The 19,014-nt window shown below is 33.7% G+C and carries 14 protein-coding genes; 10 read left to right on the top strand and 4 right to left on the bottom strand.

The window, feature by feature from the left end:
- Positions 1 to 154: 154 nt before the first annotated feature.
- A complete protein-coding gene (locus B3C18_RS10360) occupies positions 155 to 592 on the top strand; it encodes a GNAT family N-acetyltransferase (RefSeq protein ID WP_291146353.1) in 438 nt (145 codons plus the stop codon).
- A 1-nt stretch (position 593) separates the two neighbouring features.
- On the top strand, positions 594 to 2,177 hold the full coding sequence (locus B3C18_RS10355) for a L,D-transpeptidase family protein (protein WP_291146351.1): 1,584 nt from the start codon (positions 594 to 596) through the stop codon (positions 2,175 to 2,177).
- On the opposite strand, the gene B3C18_RS10350 is transcribed toward B3C18_RS10355, so the two are convergent.
- Positions 2,166 to 2,891 carry a murein L,D-transpeptidase catalytic domain family protein gene (locus tag B3C18_RS10350; protein WP_291146349.1) on the bottom strand — a complete coding sequence of 242 codons (726 nt, stop codon included), beginning with the start codon at positions 2,889 to 2,891 and terminating at the stop codon, positions 2,166 to 2,168. The two genes, B3C18_RS10355 and B3C18_RS10350, sit on opposite strands and share 12 nt — an antisense overlap.
- Before the next feature lie 300 nt (positions 2,892 to 3,191).
- On the opposite strand from B3C18_RS10350, the gene B3C18_RS10345 reads away from it, so the two are divergent.
- Together B3C18_RS10345 and gpmI are read left to right on the top strand one after the other, a co-directional pair.
- Positions 3,192 to 5,621: a DUF5916 domain-containing protein gene (locus B3C18_RS10345; RefSeq protein ID WP_291146346.1), complete on the top strand. Its 2,430-nt coding sequence runs from the start codon at positions 3,192 to 3,194 to the stop codon at positions 5,619 to 5,621.
- Between the two features lie 141 nt (positions 5,622 to 5,762).
- Positions 5,763 to 7,280, top strand: a complete 1,518-nt coding sequence (gene gpmI / locus B3C18_RS10340) for a 2,3-bisphosphoglycerate-independent phosphoglycerate mutase (RefSeq protein WP_291146344.1) — start codon at positions 5,763 to 5,765, stop codon at positions 7,278 to 7,280.
- Between the two features lie 183 nt (positions 7,281 to 7,463).
- On the opposite strand, the gene B3C18_RS10335 is transcribed toward gpmI, so the two are convergent.
- Positions 7,464 to 8,717, bottom strand: coding sequence for a DUF445 domain-containing protein (locus B3C18_RS10335; RefSeq protein ID WP_291146342.1), 1,254 nt, complete (start codon positions 8,715 to 8,717; stop codon positions 7,464 to 7,466).
- A gap of 233 nt (positions 8,718 to 8,950) precedes the next feature.
- Between B3C18_RS10335 and map the strand changes: the two genes are divergently transcribed.
- From map to apaG, 6 genes are all read left to right on the top strand, one after another.
- Positions 8,951 to 9,769, top strand: coding sequence for a type I methionyl aminopeptidase (gene map, locus B3C18_RS10330; RefSeq protein ID WP_291146340.1), 819 nt, complete (start codon positions 8,951 to 8,953; stop codon positions 9,767 to 9,769).
- A gap of 69 nt (positions 9,770 to 9,838) precedes the next feature.
- Positions 9,839 to 10,243 (top strand): GxxExxY protein, encoded by a 405-nt coding sequence (locus tag B3C18_RS10325; protein WP_291146338.1) that lies wholly within the window; start codon positions 9,839 to 9,841, stop codon positions 10,241 to 10,243.
- A gap of 40 nt (positions 10,244 to 10,283) precedes the next feature.
- A complete protein-coding gene (locus B3C18_RS10320; protein WP_291146336.1) occupies positions 10,284 to 11,057 on the top strand; it encodes a class I SAM-dependent methyltransferase in 774 nt (257 codons plus the stop codon).
- 122 nt (positions 11,058 to 11,179) lie between these two features.
- On the top strand, positions 11,180 to 14,080 hold the full coding sequence (locus tag B3C18_RS10315; protein WP_291146334.1) for a DEAD/DEAH box helicase: 2,901 nt from the start codon (positions 11,180 to 11,182) through the stop codon (positions 14,078 to 14,080).
- 78 nt (positions 14,081 to 14,158) lie between these two features.
- On the top strand, positions 14,159 to 15,418 hold the full coding sequence (locus B3C18_RS10310) for a DUF5103 domain-containing protein (RefSeq protein ID WP_291146332.1): 1,260 nt from the start codon (positions 14,159 to 14,161) through the stop codon (positions 15,416 to 15,418).
- A gap of 79 nt (positions 15,419 to 15,497) precedes the next feature.
- The gene (gene apaG, locus B3C18_RS10305; RefSeq protein WP_073489142.1) at positions 15,498 to 15,884 is read left to right on the top strand and encodes a Co2+/Mg2+ efflux protein ApaG; all 387 of its coding nucleotides are present in this window, start codon (positions 15,498 to 15,500) and stop codon (positions 15,882 to 15,884) included.
- Between the two features lies 1 nt (position 15,885).
- On the opposite strand, the gene pdeM is transcribed toward apaG, so the two are convergent.
- Both pdeM and B3C18_RS10295 read right to left on the bottom strand, forming a co-directional pair.
- Positions 15,886 to 16,518: a ligase-associated DNA damage response endonuclease PdeM gene (pdeM, locus tag B3C18_RS10300; protein WP_291146329.1), complete on the bottom strand. Its 633-nt coding sequence runs from the start codon at positions 16,516 to 16,518 to the stop codon at positions 15,886 to 15,888.
- A 6-nt stretch (positions 16,519 to 16,524) separates the two neighbouring features.
- Positions 16,525 to 18,984, bottom strand: a complete 2,460-nt coding sequence (locus B3C18_RS10295) for a ligase-associated DNA damage response DEXH box helicase (protein ID WP_291146328.1) — start codon at positions 18,982 to 18,984, stop codon at positions 16,525 to 16,527.
- Between the last annotated feature and the right edge of the window lie 30 nt (positions 18,985 to 19,014).

Below are 19,014 nucleotides of genomic sequence, written 5' to 3'. Positions count from 1 at the left end.
ACCAACTGAGCTACTTTCGCATTGCTGGTGCAAATATAAAAATAAAGTTAAGTTCAAAACAAGCTTTTTGGCAAAAAAAATTAATTAAAATCAACATTTTCTTATAACCTATTTAAAATTAAAAAGTTATAAAATCAATTATTTTTAAAAAATCATGAATATTATTAAAGAAATCCCATCAAAAGAAACTTATATCGTTCGCCAGCCAGTACTAAGAGAAGGCAAACCTATCGAAAGCTGCATCTTTGAGGGAGATGATTTAGACACTACACATCATTTTGGTTTATTTAATAATGAAGATTTAATAGGAATTATTTCGTTATTCAATAAAATCAATCCTATATTTGCCGAAAAAAGTCAAGCACAAATTCGAGGGATGGCAGTTTTAGAAACGCATCAGAAAAAAGGATTTGGAGAAGCCTTAGTTAAGCATTGCGAAACCTACTGCAATGACAACAAAGTCGATTTGATTTGGTTTAATGCTAGAACCGCCGCCGTTGGCTTTTACAGAAAAATGGGATACCAGCCCCTAGGTGAACCATTTGATATTAAAGATGTTGGCGAACATTATTTAATGTTTAAAAATTTATAAAATGAGGAAACTTTACTTTTTTTTATTGGTAATCAGTCTAATTAGCTGCAAAAAAGATGAGCCTAAACCAGCGCCCGTTGCCGTAAAAAAAGCACCCGCAATTATACTTACTGATGAACGAAAAGTAGAAGTTGACACCGCACTTTTAAGTACTTTTAAAAGTGAAACGCTAAAGCAATTTTATACTTCATCTGAAAATAAAACCGTTTGGGGAAATCTAAAAAAGAGACAATATGTATTATCTCAATTAGAAAAATCGGAAGAATTAGGACTTAATCCAGAAGATTATAAAGCGGCACAGCTGGAAAAATTTGAAAAAAGAATCAGCAGTTTAAACGATGCCGACCTGGCAACGTATGATATTTTACTGACTTATAGTTTTGAAAAATATTTAGAGCATTTATATAAAGGAAAACTTGATCCTAAAAAATTATATACAGATTGGGATTTAGACGAAAAAACATTTGATGTAAACAGCGTTTTGATTAATGCTTTCAATAAAAACAAATTAGACAGCATTGTTGAAAATGTTCAGCCTAAATCTATCGTATACAAAGAATTATTGAAATCACTTGAAATTATTAATTCATTTCCTGATGAAGATATTGCCACTATTGAATCTTTAAAGAAAATCACTTTAAATGATACCAATAATGCCGTAATTAACATCAAAAAGAAACTTTTATTCTGGAAAGACATGACTGGAAAAGACAGTCTTACAGACAAATACGATCAAAAGACTTTCGAATCAATCAAAAAATTTCAGGCAAGACACGGTTTAGCCGATGATGGTGTTATTGGTCCGGGAACTATCAGCGCTTTAAACTATTCTAAAGAAAGAAGAAAACAACAGATTATTGCCAATTTAGAACGCTGGAGATGGTATCCGAATGAATTTGCCGAAAATTATTTTCTGATCAATATTCCAGATTACAGCTTAAATGTTGTTGAAAATCAGGACACAACTTTAGTTAGAAATATTGTGGTAGGAACAAGTAAAAGAAAAACACCTATTATTACATCTGTTTTAAAAACGGTTGTTTTTAACCCAACTTGGACTGTCCCGCCAACTATTTTAAAGGAAGATGTTGTTCCGGCAATGAAACGCAACCGAAATTATTTAGCAAAGAAAAACATAACGATTTACGACACATCAGGAAATGTTGTAGATCCGCATGCGTGGAACGAAAACAAACCTAATAATTACAGATATGTTCAAAGTCCGGGTTATAATAACTCATTAGGATTAATGAAGATTTTGTTTCCAAATCACCACAGTGTTTATCTGCATGATACCAACCACAGAAATTATTTTGAGCGCAGTAATCGTTCACTAAGTTCCGGCTGCGTACGTGTTGAAAATCCGCTTGAATTGGCTGAACACATTTTAGATGATCCTGAAAGGTTTTCAAAAGTAAAAATTGATACGATAATTGCGTCTAAAAAAACCATGAGTTTTAAAATTACAAAAAAATATGCTTTATATCAATGGTATTGGACGGCTTGGAGCAAAAAAAATCAGCTCATTTTCAGAGCTGATATTTATAATCTTGATTCAGATTTGTATACTAAGTTAAGAGATTAACCTTTCTTCCATCGTAAAGCTTCTTGACGGATGGTAGATATACAAACATGATTTGTCTTTAATAGTTTGAATGATTTCGTCTGTCAATTCAACAGGAACAGCAGGACAGCCTTGGCTTCTGCCTAATCTTTTGTGATCTCTAATGAAAGATTCAGAAACATAATCAGCTCCATGCATTACAACTCCTCTTTCGCGGGCGTTGTCGTTTAAACCTCTTTCAAGACCGTCTAAACGTAATGAAGCACCATGTTTTCCTTGATAGATTTCGCCTGTTGCATAAAAACCTAAACTACTTTTAAATGAAGAGTTTAAGTTAGAAAATGCTGAAGCAAATTCTTCTCCTGTGTTTCTTCCGTGAGCCACTAAAGAGTTAAACAACACCGTATTGGTAGTCATATCAATTACCCAAAGACGTTTGGTGTTTGATGAAAGACTAAAATCAATTAAGGTTAGGATGTTTTTTTGAACAATTCCTCTTTCTTTTAAAAGATAAAATCCTTTCACAGCTTCAGTAAAAGTTCTAAGCTCAGGAAGTTTACAATTGTTTGGATTTAATGTATTATAAACATTTTCAATTCTTGCTTCGACAGAAAGGTTTGTTTCAACTTTTGCAATACCTTTTGTTCTTACAGATTTCAATTCGGGAGTGTTTTTTGAATCTTTTCCAAAAGATAACAGAAAAAACACCATCAGCGGATAAATTTTGTAAATCATTGAATTTCTTTAGGTTAATAATAAATTTGGGTAAGGCAAAAGTAGAAATTTTTGAAAATCCTCAAAATAAAACCCTGTAAATCAGGCTTTTTTTGTTGAAAATTTAACATTATTAACACAATTTAGATCTTTCTGTAAGATTTTTTCTCATGCAAAAAATCATAATATTTTAGCTGCTTTTCTTAAAAAAAGCTGAAAAAAGTGGAAATTTTGAAACTTAAAGTGTAACAAGTGAAACAAAATGAAGTCTATTATTCTTAAATTAAAGTACTTTTACAATCATTTTTCGCTCAAAATTTCATGAACAAACTTGTTTTTCTAACGTTTCTTTTATCTACTTTTTTGTGTTTCAGTCAAAAAAAGGCATTGCAGGCGAAGTCTATTTCGCAAAACATTTCTATTGACGGAAAGCTAGAGGAAGGCGCATGGGAAAATGCAACAATTGCTTCAGACTTCATCACATTAGAACCTGATAACGGAAAAGCTGCTCCGGAGAATAAAAAATCTACTGTCAAAGTTTTGTATGATAATGACGCCATTTATATTGGCGCCATGATGTATGATGATGAACCTGATAAAATTTTAAAAGAGATTTCGCAGCGTGATAATTTTGGAACTGCAGATATTTTTGGCGTCTTTATAAATGGTTTTAATGACGGCCAGCAGGATTTTATGTTTTACGTTTCTGCGGCTGATGTTCAGGCAGATTGTATTATGACAGATGCAAATGGTGAAGATTATTCCTGGGATGCTGTTTGGATCAGCAAAGCTTCGATTACTGAAAATGGATGGGTTGTTGAAATAAAAATTCCATATTCGGCTTTACGCTTTTCGCAGGAAAACAAACAAACTTGGGGAATTAATTTTTTCAGGGAAGTAAAACGCACCCGTTATAAGTACACGTGGAACTTTGTCGATAAAAAAATTGGAACTTTTACGCAGCAAGCCGGAACTTTAGAAGGAATTGAAAACATAAAACCTCCTACCCGATTGTTTTTTATGCCTTATGCTTCTTATTACTTGAATGCCGGTGAAGGACAAAAAACATACGCTACCATAAAAGGCGGAATGGATATAAAATACGGAATCACAGATGCTTTTACTGTTGATGCTATTTTAATTCCTGATTTTGGGCAGACAAAATACGACGATCAGATTTTGAATTTAGGTCCGTTTGAGCAGCAATTCAATGAAAACCGAGCTTTTTTTACCGAAGGAACTGATTTATTCAATAAAGGAAATATGTTTTATTCGAGAAGAATTGGCGGTAAACCTTCTGTTGAACCAGATTTAAAAGACAATGAAGAAGTTATTGAAACCGTACAAAACGTGAATCTTATAAATGCTTTAAAACTTTCAGGAAGAACTAAAAATGGTTTGGGAGTTGGAATTTTAAATGCGGTTACCGAAAAAACTTTTGCGACTATAAAAGATACTATTTCCGGCGAAACCAGACGTGAAGTGGTAGAACCGCTTACCAACTATAATGTTTTGGTACTGGATCAGCGTTTTAGAAAAAATTCATCGGTTACTTTTATAAACACAAATGTTACCAGAAATGGTCATTATAAAGATGCGAATGTAACAGGTTTAGCCTGGGATTTAAATACTAAAGCCAACACGTATAGCTTGTTTGGAAATGTAAAATACAGTTCTATAAATGATAAAGAAGATACAAACGGCGTTTTCTCAACCGTGGGATTTGCAGAAACAAGCGGTAAATATCGCTATAGTTTAGGTACTGATTTTGTTTCTAAAGATTTTGACCCAAATGATTTGGGAATTAATTTCTATACCAATTATTATAATTTTTACGGAAATGCCAATTACAGAATTCTAAACCCAACGAAGCTTTTTAATAGTTTTAGAATTGACTATGAAATGTACTCTGAGTTTAATAAAGACTCCGGAAAAGTTCAGGCAAACCGAATTGAAGCAGAAGTAAATTTAAGCACTGTAAAAAATAATTATTACGGAGCGGGACTTTCTGTTTCGCCATTAGAATCTCATGATTATTACGAACCAAGAGCAGACAACCGATATGTTATAATTCCGAGAAAATTTGATTTTTGGGGAAGTATTTCAACAAATTACAATCACAAATTTGCTATTGATATTAATCCTTCATTATCTGTTGCTGATGAACCCGGAAGAGCTGCTTATGGCACCGACATTAGTCCGCGTTATCGCTTTAATGATAAACTTTTACTGGTTTATACTTTTAGCTTTCTTAAAAGAAATAACAACAAAGGTTATATCGACGGTTATGACGACGATGATAACGAAAATACTCCAGAAACTGTTGTTTTTGCTAATCGTGACGTTATTACATACGCCAATACTATATCAGGAAAATATGCTATTAACAGCACGATGACGCTTAATTTAGCGGTTCGCCAATATTGGTCTTCGGCAGAAAATAAAGATATTTTGAAGCTTGAAGCAGATGGAACTTTAGATCCGTATCCGCAATATACCGAAAATAAAAACTCAAGTTTTTATTCCTGGAATGCCGATTTATCCTATTCATGGTGGTTTGCGCCCGGAAGTCAGCTTTCGGCTTTATACAGAAATAACGCTTCTAATTTTGAACGTGTTATTGATAAGGATTTCAAACACAACGTAACGAGCTTATTGACTAACGACGCTCTAAAACATATTTTTTCTGTAAGTGTAAAATATTTTATAGACTATAACGCTGTCAAAAATAAGGTTAGAAAAAGAGCTTAGCGTGAATTAATTTTAAAAAATAAAGAGTAATATAATTAATTTAGTATTTTTTGTTACAGTTCATTTTATTAAACATAAATGTCATAAAGCTTTCTCGCCAAATTTTAGAAATGACTTATCTTTGTAGAAAACAAAAATGTAATGAACAAAAAAGTTATCCTTATGATTTTAGATGGTTGGGGAAAATCTCCTGACCCTAAAGTATCTGCAATAGACAATGCAAATGTTCCATTTATAAATAGTCTTTACAAAAATTACCCAAGCGCACAATTGCGTACTGACGGATTAAACGTAGGTTTACCTGAAGGTCAAATGGGAAATAGTGAAGTTGGGCACATGAACCTTGGTGCCGGAAGGATTGTATATCAGGATTTAGCAAAAATTAATTTAGCCGTAGCGCACAAAACACTTGCCAAAGAACAAGTGTTAATCGATGCTTTTACTTACGCTAAAAACAACAATAAAAAAGTACACTTTTTAGGATTAGTTTCTGATGGAGGTGTTCACTCTCATACTTCTCACTTACGTGGATTAATCGACGCTTCGCAAGAGTATGGTTTAGATCAGGTTTACATTCACGCTTTTACAGACGGACGTGATGTTGACCCAAAATCCGGAGCAAAATACATTCACGATTTAGATGAATATATTAAAGATACTCCGGTAAAAATTGCTTCTATCATTGGTCGTTATTATGCAATGGACCGTGATAAACGTTGGGAACGTGTAAAACTAGCTTACGATTTAGTAGTTAATGGAGTTGGTATTCCATCTACAAACGCTGTTGCAAGTGTTCTTGACAGTTATGCACACGATGTTACTGACGAATTTATCGAGCCGGTTGTAATCGTAAATGAAGAGCAAAAACCTTTGGCAACTATTATTGAAGGCGATGTTGTGATCTTCTTTAACTTTAGAACTGACAGAGGGCGCGAACTTACTGAAGCACTTTCTCAGCATGATTTCCACGAGCAAAATATGCACAAGTTAAACTTGTATTATGTAACGCTTACCAACTACGACGAAACGTATCAAAACGTAAAAGTGGTTTACAATAAAGATAATATAACGGAAACTCTTGGTGAAGTTTTAGAAAAAGCGGGTAAAAAACAAATTCGTATTGCTGAAACGGAGAAATATCCTCACGTAACTTTCTTCTTTTCTGGTGGTAGAGAAACTCCTTTTGAAGGTGAATCAAGAATTTTGAGAAATTCTCCAAAAGTAGCAACTTACGATTTACAGCCAGAAATGAGTGCTTTCGAACTTGCTGACGCTCTTGTTCCTGAATTAAACAAAGGTGAAGTTGATTTCGTTTGTCTAAACTTTGCAAACGGAGACATGGTTGGTCACACAGGAATTATGAGTGCAGCTATTCAAGCTTGTGAAGCAGTTGACGCTTGCGCGAAAAAAGTAATCGAAGCAGCTCTTGCAAACGACTACACAACAATCGTAATTGCTGATCACGGAAACTGCGAAACAATGATCAATCCTGACGGAAGCCCAAATACTGCGCACACAACAAACCCAGTGCCGATTATTTTAGTGGACAAACAATTGAAAAATATTCAGGATGGTGTTCTAGGTGACATCGCTCCTACTATTTTAGAATTAATGGGAGTGCAGCAGCCAAACGCAATGACTTGTCATTCGCTTTTGTAGAAAACCATTAAAACCATATAAGTAATATAAGTTCATTTAATTAAAGCGCTAAAGCTTTATTAAACTTATATTTCTTATATGGTTTTTAATTTTATATACCCGTTTTGTCACCCTGAGCGAAGTCGAAGGCTTATGGAACCAAAAAGGGCTTCGACTTCGCTCAGCCTGACATTCTTGTTTTTATCAGATAATAAAATAATGATACAATTGTTCAACACCATAAATCACAAGCCCAATAATACCTCCTACTAAAGTTCCGTTGATTCTAATATATTGAAGATCTTTTCCTATTTCAAGTTCCAGTTTTTCAGAAACCTCTTTTCCGTCCCAGCTTTTTACGGTTGACGAAATTAAATCTCCAATTACTTTTTTATTGTTTAGAAGAACCGAAAGCAAATCATTTTTGATGAAATTATTGATTTTATCAATCATAATCGTGTCTTCTTTAATACCATTTCCGAAAGTTTGAATTAAACCCGAAATACTGTTTTTAATAGACGATTCGTCACCTTTGTTTAAATCATTCGTTATCGAAAGTTTTATTTCATCCCAAATTCCGTTAATGTAATCCTGAACTTCTTTTTTTCCGGCAAAACTCAAAATCATATCGTTGATTTTAATTCGCATTTCTTCGGAGTTTTTTACTTTTTCGAGAAAGTTATAAACGTATTCATCTATTTTAATTCTAATCTCACTTTCCGGTTTTTTAGCTTCGTTTAAAAAATCCTGCAAACCATTAAAAACACCTTCTGTAATACTTTTATCAGCAAGACCAAAACTCAAAAAAGGTGTTGAAGCTTTTACTTTTTTCCGAATTAAATCCTTGTTATTGGTCAACTCAGAACTTATAACTTCTAGAAGATTGGTCAGCAATTGATCTTTTACATTTCCTTTTTGCAAAGGTTCCAGAGCCAAAGCAACCCAGTCTCCAAAATTTATTCCTTCCAATTTTTCTTTAAATTGAACCTGAATAAATCTTCTAACATCTTCATCTTTTATTGTTTTTAAAATTCCGGGAATAATATTTACTGCAACTGCATTGGCAATTTTATCTGCATTTTCTTCCTGCGAAAGCCATTCTGAAGCTTTTGTAGCAAAATTGAATTCATCGAGTTTAATTTCTAATTTTTCCCGATTCAGAAATTCTTCTGAAACAAAATTTCCTAGGTTTTCTCCAATTTCATTTTTCTTCGTGGGAATAATAGCCGTATGCCAAATCGGAATCCCAAGCGGATGACGAAACAAAGCTACAACCGCAAACCAATCGGCAATTCCCCCAACCATTGCCGCTTCGCTAAAAGCCTGCAAAATTGGAATTTTAAAATAAATAGCAATTATAAAAAGAAGCACGGCAAAACCTAAAAGCGCCAAAGCACTTCGCTGCATTCTTCGCAAAGCTTTTATTTTAACTATATCTTGATCTGTAGCAGTTTCCATGATTATCACATTTTACTACTAATTTATGGCTTTTTTCTGAGATATTAAATTAAATAAGTTTGCCACGAATTTCACGAATTAACACGAATTATAGTTTAGCAGAATTTTTAAAGACAAAGCAATTCGTGAAAATTCGTGAAATTCGTGGCCAAAAAAACCTAATTCGCAGCGAAAAATTTTAGACAAAAAATAATATTAAAATTGTACTTTTGCGAACTGAAAATCTGAAAAATATGATTATCCAAAAAACGAGAGAAGAAATCGAATTGATGCGCGAAAGTGCTTTGATCGTATCGAAAACATTAGGAATGATTGCTTCTGAAATTAAAGAAGGAGTTACTACATTATATCTGGACAAATTAGCCGAAGAATTCATTCGTGATCACGGTGCAGTTCCTAGCTTTTTAGGATTGTACGGTTTCCCGAATTCACTTTGTATGAGTCCGAATTCTCAGGTTGTACACGGAATTCCGAATAATATTCCTTTACAAAGTGGTGACGTCATTTCTGTAGACTGCGGTGCGTTCAAAAACGGATATCATGGAGATCACGCTTATAGTTTCGAAATTGGAGAAGTTGCTCCGGAAGTTAAAAAACTTTTGCAGATAACTAAAGAATCTCTTTACGTTGGAATTAGAGAATTTAAAGCAGGAAATCGCGTAGAAGATGTTGGAAATGCGATTCAAAAATATACAGAATCTCACGGTTACGGAGTGGTTCGTGAATTGGTTGGACATGGTTTAGGGCAAAAAATGCACGAAGAACCTGAAATGCCAAACTACGGAAAACGCGGTCGTGGAAAACTTTTTGTTGAAGGAATGGTGGTTGCCATTGAACCTATGATTAATATGGGAACAAAAAACATCAAACAACATAAAGACGGCTGGACAATCACAACAGCAGACGGAAAAGCAAGTGCGCATTTCGAACATGATGTGGCATTAATTGATGGTAAACCAGAATTATTATCGACTTTCCAATACATCTACAAAGCTTTAGGAATCGAAAGCAACGAAGAAGACGAATTTAGAAAAGTGCCGTTAGTATTATAGTTATTCCGCAAAGATTCACAAAGATATACGCCAAGATTCACAAAATTATTTATTTTACAAGCCTTTTAAATGTTTGAAGAAAACAATGAATCTCGTAATAGATTAGATGCAATTACATATAAAATTATTGGTTTAGCGATTGAAGTTCACAAACAGCTTGGCCCTGGTTTATTAGAATCAGCTTATCAAGAATGTTTATATTATGAAATAGTAAATGCCGGCTTAACTGTTGAACGCCAAAAAGTTTTACCCATAATTTATAAAGACATAAAACTAGATCATGGATATCGAATTGATTTATTAATCGAAAACACGATTGTCATTGAATTAAAAACTGTCGAAGCTTTTACCGATGTACATTTTGCGCAAATACTAACCTATCTGAAACTTGGAAATTATCCATTAGGATTACTTATCAATTTTGATTCAAAAATATTAAAAAACAACATAAAAAGATTTATAAACACTTTGTGAAACTCCGTGTCTCCTTTGTGTAACTCTGCGAAACTGCCCCATGAAAAAACTTTTTAAATTAGTACTTAATACAATCCCGCGTCCTTTATTAATTCGTTTGAGTTATGTGGCGCGTCCTATTTTAGCTTTATCATTAAAAGGAAGTAGATTTACTGATCCTATTGACGGAAAAAGTTTTAGATCTTTTCTTCCTTACGGATACGGAAAACAACGTAACAATGTACTTTCGCCAAGTACACTTTCGTTAGAAAGACATCGTTTGCTTTGGCTTTATTTAAATGATCAGACTGATTTTTTTACAGCACCGAAAAAAGTACTTCATTTTGCTCCGGAGCAAGCTTTTTATAAAAGATTCCGCAAGCAGAAAAACCTGGATTACACGACAACCGATTTATTTTCGCCTTTGGCAGATGTAAAAGCAGATATCTGTAATTTACCTTTTAAAGACAACGAATATGATGTCATTTTATGTAATCACGTTTTAGAACATATTCCGGATGATACAAAAGCAATGCAGGAATTATTCCGCGTTTTAAAACCGGGCGGAATGGCTATTTTGCAGATTCCACAGGATTTAAACCGTGAGGTTACTTTTGCAGACGATTCAATTACAGATCAAAAAGAGCGTGCTAAAATATTCGGACAATACGATCACGTTCGTATTTACGGTCGCGATTATTTTGACAAATTAAGAAGCATTGGCTTTATTGTTATTGAAGAAGATTACACCAATAAAATTTCACCAGAATTAGTAGAAAAATACTGTTTGGCAAAAGGCGAGATTATTCCGCTTTGCTTTAAACAGGAAAACTAATTTTTTTCACCATATAAGTGATATAAGTTCATTTTAAAAGAGTTTTCAAATTATTGATATTTTGAAAACTCTTTATTTTTTAGCCCAATTTCTAATTTACAAGCCAACCAAATCCCTAAACCTTGGAACCTACAAAATCATTTCAGTTCTGTTTTGACATCAGTTTTGAAAAAAACCTGAATGTTTATATTCCAACATCCTACATCGTTGAGAATACCGATGAAATCAAATATCTAGACAAAAAAGCAACTGCCGGAATAATTGAAAGCTTCGGGATTGTTTTTGACGACTTAAATTCTAATACAAAAAAAATACTCACCGCCTGCGAATCTTTAAAACCTGAATTTATATTCAAAAAGTTCAGTACCAAAATCAAATCGGCAAAAACCATTGCTGATTTACAAAAAGATTCTAAAATTGAGTTTGCAATCCGTCAGCATTTAAAATTAAATCTGTCTTCTTTTTACAGTTTAATTGTAGAAGAACAATTTCCGTTGTCAATAAATATTGGACCTGAAAAAGATTTTTATCGTTCGAGAGTTGATATCAGTCCGCTTTATTTTGAACCTCAAATTCAATTTGACAAACACGCTGAAGGAATTACGTATACCCTTTCTTTAAAAGAAAATGAAACGGCTTTTTTACCAATGGAAAGCAATGTTGATATCCTTTTGGATGAACCGGGCTGGTTAATTATCAATAAAAAATTAGGTCAGTTAACAGCCCTTAATGCTAAAAAACTGATGCCTTTTTTAAAGAAAAAATCAATTGAAATACCTTCCAAATTAGTTGATGATTACTTTAAGAATTTCATTCCCGAAATAGCTAAAAAAATTGATATCGAAGCGACAGGTTTTGAGATTGAGCAGCGCGATGAAATTACTTCCTGCACGATTCAGCCGGTTTACGATTTCTTTAAAAACTGTTATTACCTCAACCTTTATTTTGATTATAACGGCTATTCATTTGACGGAAGTAAAACGAAGAAAACACATTCGTTTGTAGATTTTAGCGTTGCCAATGAACCGAAAATCATTCAGTTTAAACGAAATGCTGATGAAAATTTGTATGTCGATAAATTACTTGAAATTGGTTTAATAAAAATCAAAAACGAATTATTTGGATTGAATTCTGAAGCTGAAACTTCAGATCCTTATATCAACATTCAATTGATAATTGACAATAAAGAAAAGCTGGAAAGTTTAGGTTTTAACATTCAAAATTTAAAGCTCGAAAGCAAAGAAATTGTTACATCAAATCATACGGTTTCTACATCAAAAGACACAAATGGAGATTGGTTTGACATCAAAATTATCATTACAATTGGATCGTATACGATTAATTTCAGCGAAATTATTCCGAATATAAAAAGTAAAGAAAGGCTCTTTCCTTTGCCTGACGGAAACTATTTTTTGATTCCGTTAGAATGGTTCAGCAAATACAGTTCGCTTGCAAAACTCGGAAAAATAGAAAGCGGAACTTTACTTTTACGCAAAAGTAATTTTACAGCTCTTGATGCTATTGCCGAAATCAAAGACGATGTAACTTATAAAGCCGAATATGTAGCTTCTGATTTATTAAAAGCAACTTTAAGACCGTACCAAATTGACGGTGTAAAATGGCTTTTAGGGCATTTTAATTCTAATTTAGGCGCTTGTCTTGCCGATGATATGGGACTCGGAAAAACGTTACAGACTTTAGCCGTTTTGGTTGCCGTTCAGGAACAATTAGGATTTACGACTAAAACCACCAATTTTGATTTATTCGCAAACGAAACTACTGTAGAAAGAGAACCGCTTAAAACTTTGATTGTTTTACCTTCTTCATTAGTTTTTAACTGGTACAACGAATCTGCAAAGTTCACTCCGCATTTTTCAAAAATGCAATATGTAGGTAATGACAGAAAACAATTAGCCGCAAGGTTAGCAACAACTGATTTAATTTTTACCAGTTACAGCATTGTTCATCGTGATATTTCAATTTTAGAAAAATATGATTTCCGTTATTTGATTTTGGATGAAAGTCAATACATTAAAAATAAAAATTCGAAGATTTTTAAAGCCATCAATAAAATAAGTACGGGACATAAAATCGCTTTAAGTGGTACACCGATCGAAAATTCACTGGACGATTTATGGTCACAAATGCAGTTTATTAATCCTGATATTTTGGGAACTTATAATTTCTTTGCAGAAAATTTTAAAATCCCGATTGAGAAAAAACAAAATGAAGATGTTTTATCTGAATTAAAAAATCTGGTTCAGCCTTATATTTTGCGACGAACAAAAGAACAGGTTTTGAAGGATTTACCTGAATTATCAGAGCAGATTTATTATTGCGAAATGGATCCTGAACAGGAAAAATTATATGAACAGGAAAAATCAAAAGCGCGTAACTTTTTACTAAAAATGGACGGTTCAAGTCCAGACAAAATCAGTATTATTAATACGCTGATGAAGTTAAGGCAATTGAGTAATCACCCGAAAATGGTAGATCAGGAATCTGAAATTGATTCCGGAAAATATATTGCCGTTACTAATTATCTGGAAAACTTAGTCAAAGCAAAACAGAAAGTAATCATTTTCAGTTCGTTTGTTACCAACCTGCATTTCTATACAGATTGGTGCAAGGAAAACAAAATAGCCTATTGCGAAATTACAGGTGAAACTCCAGCCAGCAAAAGAGAACAACAGGTAAAACTGTTTCAGGAAAAAGAAGAACCTTTATTGTTTTTTATTTCGCTAAAAGCGGGAGGTGTTGGTTTGAATATTACAAAAGCTTCTTATGTTTTATTTTTAGATCCTTGGTGGAATCCTTTTGCAGAAAAACAAGGAGTTGGAAGGGCGCACCGAATTGGACAGCTGAATAAAGTAAACGTGATTCGTTTTATTTCAAAAAATACGGTAGAAGAAAAAATCATCAAACTACAGGAAAATAAAAAGCTTTTATCTGATTCACTTTTAGAAGAAAGCTACATAAATGATGAGATCGAAGCTAATTTAGAATACATTTTAAATTCTTAATAAATCGCTTTATCCAATAAATGGCATCTTATTACGTTTAATAAAATTCTTATATTTACAATCTTACAACGTAATAAGATGCCAAAATTTTTATATCAAAGTTTGCTTTTGTTTTTTGTTTTTACTTTCGCGAAAGCTCAGGAAATACAAACTGAAGTAGTTCCTCCATACAATATCAAAACCGTTACTTTTGTTCAGAATGGCAATAATGTTGTCCCGATATTTGAAATGAATTCTACTTTTGAATTTCAGTTTGATGATTTATTTGGCAACGAAGCCAATTATTATTTTGAAATCACACATTGCGATTATAACTGGAAACCAACTGATATTCCGAAAACGGATTATTTAAGAGGTTTTGACGGTCAGAGAATTACAGATTATTCGAACTCATTTAATACGCTTCAGGTTTATTCGCATTACCGACTGGCGTTTCCAAATCAATTTACAACACAGTTAAGATTGTCCGGAAATTACATCCTGAAAATTTTAAATGAAGATAAAGAAGTTATTTTCTCCCGAAAATTCATTTTATACGAAGATCATTGTACGGTGGCGGCACAGGTAAAAAGAACGAGAAACCTGAGCAATATCGATTACAAACAGAATTTGGATTTTTCGATTGTTTCTAATGATATTACTTTTCAGACTCCAATTCAAAATGTAAAAGTTCTTTTATTGCAAAACGGAAATTTCAATACTGCCATTAAAAATATTCCACCACAATATACCATTGGGAATCAACTGGTTTATAAATACGATGCTGAAACGCAATTTTGGGGCGGCAATGAATTTTTATATTTTGAAAACAAAGACATTCGTGCTGCAAATAATAATGTAGGACGCGTGGGCGCTAACAACGATATTTACAACGCTTATTTGTATACCAATGCAGCAAGAGGAAATCAGATTTACACCAATTATCAGGACGTAAACGGTAATTTTGTTGTGAAAAACATAAATGGTTCAGACAACAGTATTGAAGCTGATTATGCCTGGGTTTATTTCACGCTTTCGGCTCCGGCTTTCAGGCTTAACAAAGATATTTATGTTACGGGAATGTTCAATAATTACAGCTTATCGCCAGAATATAAACTGGATTATAATACCGATAAAGCTGTTTTTGAAAAAGCAATAATGATCAAACAAGGTTTTACTAATTTTCAATACACCGTTGCTGATAAAAAAGGTAATATAGATAATGAAAATGCCGTTGACGGTAATTTTTATCAAACAGAAAATGAGTATACTATATTAGTTTATTACAAAGAAAGTACAGATCGTTATCAAAGAGTTATAGGAAAAGGCAATGCAAACTCCATAAACATAGTTAATTAAAACATTGTTAAGGTTTTAGGTTTCCTAGTTTTTTTTCGTAGCTTTGTGCCTATAACTCACACAGATTTACTAGGTTAATATGGTTTCTCAAATTACACGAGGCATAAAAATATCGGTTCTAACTAGTTTTGAAGGCACTTACTTCAAGAACTACAAGATTCACTTTGCTTTTAGTTACGTAGTTACAATCGAAAATCATAGTAAAGATTCTGTTCAGCTAACTTCACGCCACTGGGAAATCCACGATTCATTAAACGACTTAGATATTGTTGATGGTGAAGGCGTTATAGGCAAAAAACCTGTTTTAAAACCAGGTGAAAACCATACTTACAGCTCTGGTTGTTTATTATCATCTCCTTACGGTGCTATGAAAGGTCATTTCAATATGATAAATTTCACTACAACTAAAACTTTCAAAGTAATTGTGCCTACTTTTAGAATGTGCGCTCCTTTTGCATTGAATTAATTCAGCGTTTTATTTCTATTACTTCTTCTTTTGTAATGGCGTAAACTTGGTCATTTTCTTCAGGAATTAAGTAAAAATTGCCTGTGAATTCTCCAAAAGAAGGAAAAATCAATTGATGCGGTTTTCTAAAAAAACAGGATAAACTCAAAAACTGTCTGCCCAAACCTTTTAGTTTTATTCCGGGATGAATGTGTCCGCAAAAATTAAAAAAGTTTTCTCTTGTTGTGGGATGATGCGTAAGCAGAAAATCATCGATTATTAATTCTTCGTAAATTTCAATATTTAGATCAGCGTAGTTTTTTTTTGAGATAATATCGTGATTACCCTCAATCAAGATAATCTGCTGAGAAACCGTTTTAGTCCAATCTGCAAAAAAATCCCATTCGTTATTGATTTTACTGTGAAATAAATCTCCAAGAAAAATAATAGTTTCAGAATCGAATAAATTCAACACTTCATTTAATCGGGCAAAATTTTCCAAAACCGCTTTTTCAGGAATTGCCATTCCATGTTTTCTAAAATGCGCAATTTTCCCCAAATGTAAATCAGAGATAAAAAGTATTTTCTTTTCTTCCCAAAAAGCCGCACCGGATTGATGTAACGTAAAATTTTGATTGTTTATACTAATGTTCATATTTACCTATTTCATATAACTTGCCGTCATTTTTTTAATTCTTTCCTGCAATGTTTCGCTTGATATTTTTTCTCTTAAACGATCTGTAATGATTGGGAAACTAAACGGCGTTGGTTTCTTGCATTGTTTCCAAACAATATTCTGGTTATTTATTCTTTCCATAGCCTGAATTAAACGTCCTTCTTCTAACTGATGTTCAAAGGTTTCGATAAAAGCCTGTTGCAATAATAAATTATCGGGTTCATAATCCCTAAAAACTTCAAAAAGCAATTGCGAACCGCTTTGTAAATGTTTTGTTTTAATTGGTTTTCCGGGCATTCCGGTAAAAACCAAACCTGCGATTACGGCAATATCACGAAATTTTCTGCGTGCCATTTCGGTTGCGTTCAGGCTTTTCTGCAAATCATGATGAACATATTCTGTCGAAAACAAATTATTATCAAAAACAGACTGCATATCAATTTCCTGATCAGAAAGCAATTCGAATCCGTAATCATTATAAGCCAGTGAAAATGTGATTGGCGACAATAAACTGATTCGATACGAAATTAAACTTGCCATTGCTTCATGAACATATCGGCCCTCAAACGGATAAAAAATCGCATGATAACCTTCACGCGTTTTAAAGGTTTCTATTAAAAATTCATCATTATTAGGTACAATACTTTCTTTTCGCTGTCTGTCAAAAATGGGTTTTAAGGCTTTTAATTCAGGCGTTAAATTATCTGTGTTTGCCGCATACAATTCTTCCCGAAGCAATTCACTCATCTGTGCCGACAAAGTCATTCTTCCTCCCATCCAACTTACGACTCTTGCTGTTTTTTTAGGATCGGCTTTTCGAACTAAAACCTGCATGTTTTTAATTTGAAACAATTCGAGCCGCCTTCCGGCAAAAGTAAAAACATCACCTCGCTGTAATTTTGAGGCAAACCATTCTTCGACAGTTCCAATAAAACCGCCGCTTAAAAATTTCACATTCAAAACGGCATCACCTACAATTGTTCCCATTTGCATTCGGTGATGCATGGCAATAAAACGGCTGTTGATTTTAAAACGTCCGTCTTCTTCAATTTCTACTTTTTTGAATTCATCGTAAGCTTGTAAACTCTGGCTTCCGTTTGTGATGAAATTTAAAATCCAGTTCCAGTTTTCTTTGGTTATGTTTTGATAACAAAATGTTGTTTTGACTTCTTCGTAAATTTCATCAGGAAAAAATCCGTCAGAAACTGCCAGCGTATTCAGATATTGAACCAAAACGTCCCAGCTGTTCAAATACGGCATTCGATCTTCGACAACGGTTTGAGCAACCGCTTTTTTTAACGCCGAAGCTTCGATTAATTCCATTGCATGTGTAGCGAGAAAATAAATCACACTTTCTTTCCCCGGCTGATGTCCGCTCCTTCCTGCTCTTTGCAGAAATCTCGCAACACCTTTTGGTCCGCCAACTTGAATAATGGTTTCAACAGGCGCAAAATCGACACCAAGATCAAGACTGGAAGTACAAACTACCACTTTTAATTCTTCATTTCTAATAGCGTCTTCCACCCACAAACGTGTTTCTCTGCTGATGCTTCCGTGATGCATCGCCATTTCTCCTGCAAATTCGGGATATCTTTCTAAAATAGCCTGAAACCAAATTTCGCAGGCAGAACGTACGTTGGTAAAAATTAAAGTCGTTTTGCTTTTTCGGATGATTTTGGCAACCTCATCAATTAAATGCAAACCCATGTGCCCGCGCCACGGATAGGTTTCCATTTTCTCTGGCAAAATCGATTCTATCTTGATTTTTTTATTGATGTGTGCTTTAATCAAAACTGAATTTTGATACGCTTCTGTATCATGACCTAATAAAACTTCTTGTGCTAATTCGAGATTTCCTATTGTTGCCGAAATTCCCCAAATTCGCATTTTTGGCGCAATTGTTTTTAATCTCGAAAGCGCCAATTCCATTTGCACACCGCGTTTGGTCCCCATTAATTCATGCCATTCATCAACTACGATAGCACCACAATTGGCAAACGTTTTTTCATATTGTTTTGATGCTAACAGAAGCTGTAAACTTTCGGGCGTTGTAATTAAAAGATCGGGCATTTTATTTTTCTGCTTTGCTCTTTCGCTTTGCGAAGTATCTCCGGAACGAATTCCGACTGTTAATGGTAGATCTAAATCGGTAATGATTCGTTCTGCTGCTTGTTTTATTTCTACAGAAAGTGCACGTAATGGCGTAATCCAAATAGCTTTTAATCCGGTTTTGTGTTTAGTTTTATAATCGGGATTTTTTTTGATGTAATCGAGAACTACAGGAAACCATAAGGCGTAAGTTTTCCCGCTTCCGGTTGGCGCGTTTAATAAACCGTTTTTTCCCTGCAAAAAAGCAGTCCAGGTTTGCGTCTGGAACGGAAAAGATTTCCAACCTTGACTTTCAAACCAGTTTTCGGCAATTGCATATAGTTCTTCTCTATTCATTATATAATTTTGACTTACGACGTAATTATT

The organism is Flavobacterium sp. UBA7680 (assembly GCF_002482975.1).
Lineage (GTDB): Bacteria > Bacteroidota > Bacteroidia > Flavobacteriales > Flavobacteriaceae > Flavobacterium.
Note: the sequence above shows the minus strand (reverse complement) of the source record. Positions and strands in the feature narration are given on the sequence as shown.